The sequence below is a fragment of the Phytoactinopolyspora endophytica genome (genome assembly GCF_004138495.1).
Classification (GTDB): Bacteria; Actinomycetota; Actinomycetes; order Jiangellales; family Jiangellaceae; genus Phytoactinopolyspora; species Phytoactinopolyspora endophytica.
The window spans coordinates 67,436-71,489 of sequence record NZ_ML142862.1; the positions used below are offsets into that span (position 1 = coordinate 67,436).

The 4,054-nt window shown below is 68.3% G+C and carries 5 protein-coding genes; 1 reads left to right on the forward strand and 4 read right to left on the reverse strand.

Annotation, left to right across the window (positions count from 1 at the left end; translation table 11 throughout):
* Positions 1-135 precede the first annotated feature (135 nt).
* Positions 136-1,023, forward strand: a complete 888-nt coding sequence (locus ELR45_RS23560; RefSeq protein WP_129668527.1) for an NAD(P)-dependent oxidoreductase — start codon at positions 136-138, stop codon at positions 1,021-1,023.
* 76 nt (positions 1,024-1,099) lie between these two features.
* Here the strand turns inward: ELR45_RS23560 and ELR45_RS23565 are convergent, their stop codons facing one another.
* From ELR45_RS23565 to ELR45_RS38870, 4 genes are all read right to left on the reverse strand, one after another.
* Positions 1,100-1,870: a class I SAM-dependent methyltransferase gene (locus ELR45_RS23565; protein WP_129668528.1), complete on the reverse strand. Its 771-nt coding sequence runs from the start codon at positions 1,868-1,870 to the stop codon at positions 1,100-1,102.
* Complete coding sequence (locus ELR45_RS23570; protein WP_129668529.1) at positions 1,867-2,670, reverse strand: ABC transporter ATP-binding protein; 804 nt, start codon at positions 2,668-2,670, stop codon at positions 1,867-1,869. The genes ELR45_RS23565 and ELR45_RS23570 overlap by 4 nt, the downstream gene beginning before the upstream one ends.
* The gene (locus ELR45_RS23575; RefSeq protein WP_205857131.1) at positions 2,667-3,734 is read right to left on the reverse strand and encodes an ABC transporter substrate-binding protein; all 1,068 of its coding nucleotides are present in this window, start codon (positions 3,732-3,734) and stop codon (positions 2,667-2,669) included. Before ELR45_RS23575 ends, ELR45_RS23570 begins: the two co-directional genes overlap by 4 nt.
* 32 nt (positions 3,735-3,766) lie before the next feature.
* Positions 3,767-4,054, reverse strand: a 288-nt coding sequence (locus ELR45_RS38870) for an iron chelate uptake ABC transporter family permease subunit (RefSeq protein ID WP_205857132.1), incomplete at its 5' end; no start/stop codon positions are given.

Here is a 4,054-nt window from a genome sequence, read left to right on the forward strand (position 1 = left end):
ACATACCTCTTAGTAAGTATTGCACATTCAAGTAGGTACTTGCCGTCTGTCCAGAATGGGACCACGATCGAGGTCAGAGTCAGGCGGCGCCGGGACGACGGGCGCCTCCACCCACGGCACACAGGAGCATCATTCATGACGCAGTCCCCGCACACTCCGGTCACTGTCCTCGGCCTCGGCGCCATGGGCCGAGCCTTGGCCGCGGCCTTTCTCGACGGTGGCCACCCGACCACGGTCTGGAACCGTACCCCGGGCAAGGACGCCGAGCTGGTCGCGGCCGGCGCCGTCGCGGCGCCGGACGTGGACCAGGCCATCGGGTCGGACGGCCTGGTCGTCGCCTGCCTGTTCGACCATGCCTCCGTCCACGATGTCCTCGATCCGGCCGGCGAGAAGCTGCGCGGACGCCCGGTAGCCAACTTGACCAGCACCGCCCCGGACGAGGCCCGCGAACTCGCCGCCTGGGCCAAGGACAACGGGATCGACTACCTGGACGGCGGGATCATGGCCTCTCCGGCCATGATCTCAGGGCCACAGGCGTCCATCCTGTACAGCGGTTCGCAGGGCGTCTTCGATGAGCACCGGCAGGCGCTGGAGCTGCTCGGAAAGGCTGACTACCTCGGCGACGATGCCGGACGCGCCTCGCTCTACGACTTCGCACTGCTGGCCGGGATGTACATCATGTTCACCGGTTTCTACCACGGCGCGGCAATGGTCCGCACCGCCGGTGTGTCCGCCACGGACTTCGCCGACCGGGCGGCCGCATGGCTGTCCGCCATCACGGCGTCGTTCCCATCCGCCGCTGTCCATATCGACAGCGGAGACTACTCCACGGCCACCGAGCAGACTCTCGACTTCAACAAATCCGCGGTCGACGCCATCGTCCGGGCCAGCCGGGATGCGGGCGTGGGGTTGGACATGATCGGCCAGGTCAAGGCGCTCGTCGACCGTCGGGTCGCCGACGGTCACGGACCGGAGGCGTTCGAGCGGATCTTCGAGGGCCTCAAAGCCACCGAAACTCCGTGATCGCCGGCCTCGTGGCCTTGCGTAACGTTCGGAGCCGCGACGGACGTGTTAAGCGTTACGCAGGGCCACAGAGTCGTCATTGGGCAGGGCGCCCGTCAGAGCGACCGGTGATCACGTACTGCGTCCGCACCTCATGCCCGTCGGCGACGCCGAACCGGCGGTCGAGCTCCAGCATCTCCGCCAGTGGCTCGACCGTGACGTCGCGGAACATGGCGGCACGCACAAGATCGGCCGAGTCGTCGATCGTCGCAGACTCGGCCAGCGGCAGGGCGGACAGGACGGCGTCGTCGTACAGCTCCGCGAAGTCCGGAAGCGGGCCGGTGTCGCGTCCGGCCCTGCTCGCTCCAACGCCGTGCGGGAACCATGTGCTGTCGACGACGGCGAGCGTTCCGCCCGGGCGGAGCAGCGCACGCCAGCGCTGAACGGCCACGTCCGGCGTGCGCAGCGTCCACAGCACGTAGCGCGCGGTGACCGCGTCGAAGCTCCCCGGCTCGAACTGCGGATTCACCGCGTCGCCGGGGAGGAACACCGGCGGTCTGCTCAGCCCAGCCGCTTTGCTCCTGGCCTGCTCGAGCATGCCGGGCGCCAGGTCGATGCCGACCACGTCGTAGCCGAGCTCCGCCAGCATCAATGCGGCATGACCGGTGCCGGTGCCCACATCGAGCACTCGGGCCGGCGGGGGTGGCAGCACACGCCGCCACAGGTTCGCCCATGCCTTCCGGATCTCGGTGTTGGAGATCTGGTGCACGTGGTGCGCGTTGTACCCAGTCGCGCGCCCGTCCCAGTAACGGTTGATGTTGTCCTGAACATCCACGACGGCCGTCGTCGGGCCCGTCTCTCCTGTCACGTGCTGTTTCCCATCGTCATTTCATTCGTCGTACCGGCATTGCCGTTCATCGGACGGAACAGCAGCTGGAAGCCGTCGTCGGTGCTGACCCGCTCCACCCCGATCTGGTAGACGGGCTCGAGCAGCTCGGACCGGAGCACCGTGTCCGGCGTTCCGGCGGCGACCACACGTCCGTCGTCCAGCAGCACGACCTCGTCGCAGTATCGTGCAGCCAGGTTCAGGTCGTGCAGGACGACGACGGTCGTCACGCCGAGCGCCCTGACGAGCTGCAGGACATCGTGCTGGAACCGGATGTCGAGGTGGTTGGTGGGTTCGTCGAGCAGCAGGTGTCCGGCCCGCTGTGCCAGCGCTCGAGCGATCAGGACCCGCTGCTTCTCACCGCCGGAGAGCCGCGCGAACGGGCGCTGCGCCAGATGCCGGGCGCCGACGCGGGTCAGTGAATCCGCCGCGATCTCGAAGTCGTCCCTGGTGTGCCGTTCGAACGTCGACAGGTGCGGGGCACGGCCGAGCAGCACCACGTCCGCCGCGGTCAACGGCAGCTCGCTGTCGCCCTCCTGCATCACCACAGCCAGCCGTCGAGCGAGGTCACGGGGCTTCAACGACGCGACCGGCTCCCCGTCGACGTCCACCGTTCCGGCGCGAGGCTCCAGGGCCGCATACAGGGTGCGCAGCATGGTCGTCTTGCCGCTGCCGTTGGGACCGATCAGCCCGACGACGCGGCCGGAGTCCGCGTGCAGGCGGATGCTGTCCAGGACCTGGACGTCACCGTAGGCGAACGAGATGTCGTCGGCGCGGATCATCCGGCACCACCGAAGTGTTCGGCGATCCTCTCCAGACCGTCGACGGAGACCGGCGTCGGAGGCTCGGTGAAGTTGAACAGCTGGACCAGGATGTCGTCGTTGCGCACCGCGGTCAACGACGCCGCACCCGGAAGATTGACCACCGCATCCTTGACAGGTCCAGGCTCGCCGTCGACGTGCAGCAGCACGAGGACGTCCGGGTCGCGGGATATGAGCTGTTCCAGCGTCACCTCGAACACCCGCTCATCGACGTCGGCGAAGGCGTTGGTGAAGCCCGCGGCCTCGAGCTGAGGGTGCGCCATGCTCTTGTTGCCGTACGCGTAGCCACTGCCACCGCCGACCGTCGGGAAAAGCACCGCGGCCGTGCGTCCCGACGCCTCCCCCACGTCTGCCTGCACGTCCTCGACCCGGCCGCGCAGCTCGTCGACCATCGCGGCCGCCTCGTCCCGCCGGTCGAAGATGTCACCGTACGTCTCCACCTGTTCGAAGACGTCGTCGAACGATGTGGCCCCCGCATCCCCCGCGCAGTAGACCGGATGCTCCAGCACCTGGATGCCGGCGTCGGCCAATCCCTCCCGGCTCACCCCGTCGGGAAGGCCGAAGACCAGGTCAGGCTCGGCGTCGATGATCGCCTCCATGGAGATCTGCAGGTGACCACTGCGATCGAGCTCCTCCCCCATGGACGGTATGGCCTCGATCGCTGCGAACGTCTCAGCGTCGTAGTACTCCTCCGGATACGCGCCCGCACGTAGGACCACCGAATCGAGCACACCGAGACCCTGCAGGATGGTCACCGGTGCGCTCTCCAACAGCACCACCGTGCTGGGCGGCTGATCGAATGAGACCTCGACGCCGCAGTTCTGCACGGTCAGCGGGAAGCCTTCGGCCGGGGCCGCGTCACCGGCGCCGTCCTCCGTGCCGCCCGCCGCCGGCCCGCTGGTCGTGGCGGTATCGTCAGCGCCGCAGGCGGCGGCCAGCGACACTACCGCCACCGCCAGCAGAGCGCTCCTGGTTCCGCGCCGGCGCATCGTGGTCTGAATCGTGGTCTGCATCGTGGTCTGCATCGAGGTCTCTCCCGAGGTCGAACGGATCCGGTTCACGGGCTGACCGCGTGGAATCGGCGGACGAGAACGAGCAAGAACGGGGCACCGACCAGGGCCGTGATGATCCCGATGGGCAGCTCTTGCGGCTCCAGAGCCACCCGTGCGATGACATCCGCCCACACCAGGAAGATCGCCCCGATGAGTGCCGCGACAGGGATGACGCGGCGATGGACCGCGCCGACGAACCGGCGCGCGACGTGCGGGATCACCAGGCCGACGAAGCCGATCCCGCCCGCGGCCGCGACCGCGGCGCCGACGCAGAGGGAGACGACCACCAGCAG

Coding starts and splice junctions, on each gene's coding strand:
- ELR45_RS23575 (WP_205857131.1), bottom strand. CDS start 3,734: ATGCAGACCACGATGCAGACCACGATTCAGACCACGATGCGCCGGCGC.
- ELR45_RS23560 (WP_129668527.1), top strand. CDS start 136: ATGACGCAGTCCCCGCACACTCCGGTCACTGTCCTCGGCCTCGGCGCC.
- ELR45_RS23570 (WP_129668529.1), bottom strand. CDS start 2,670: ATGATCCGCGCCGACGACATCTCGTTCGCCTACGGTGACGTCCAGGTC.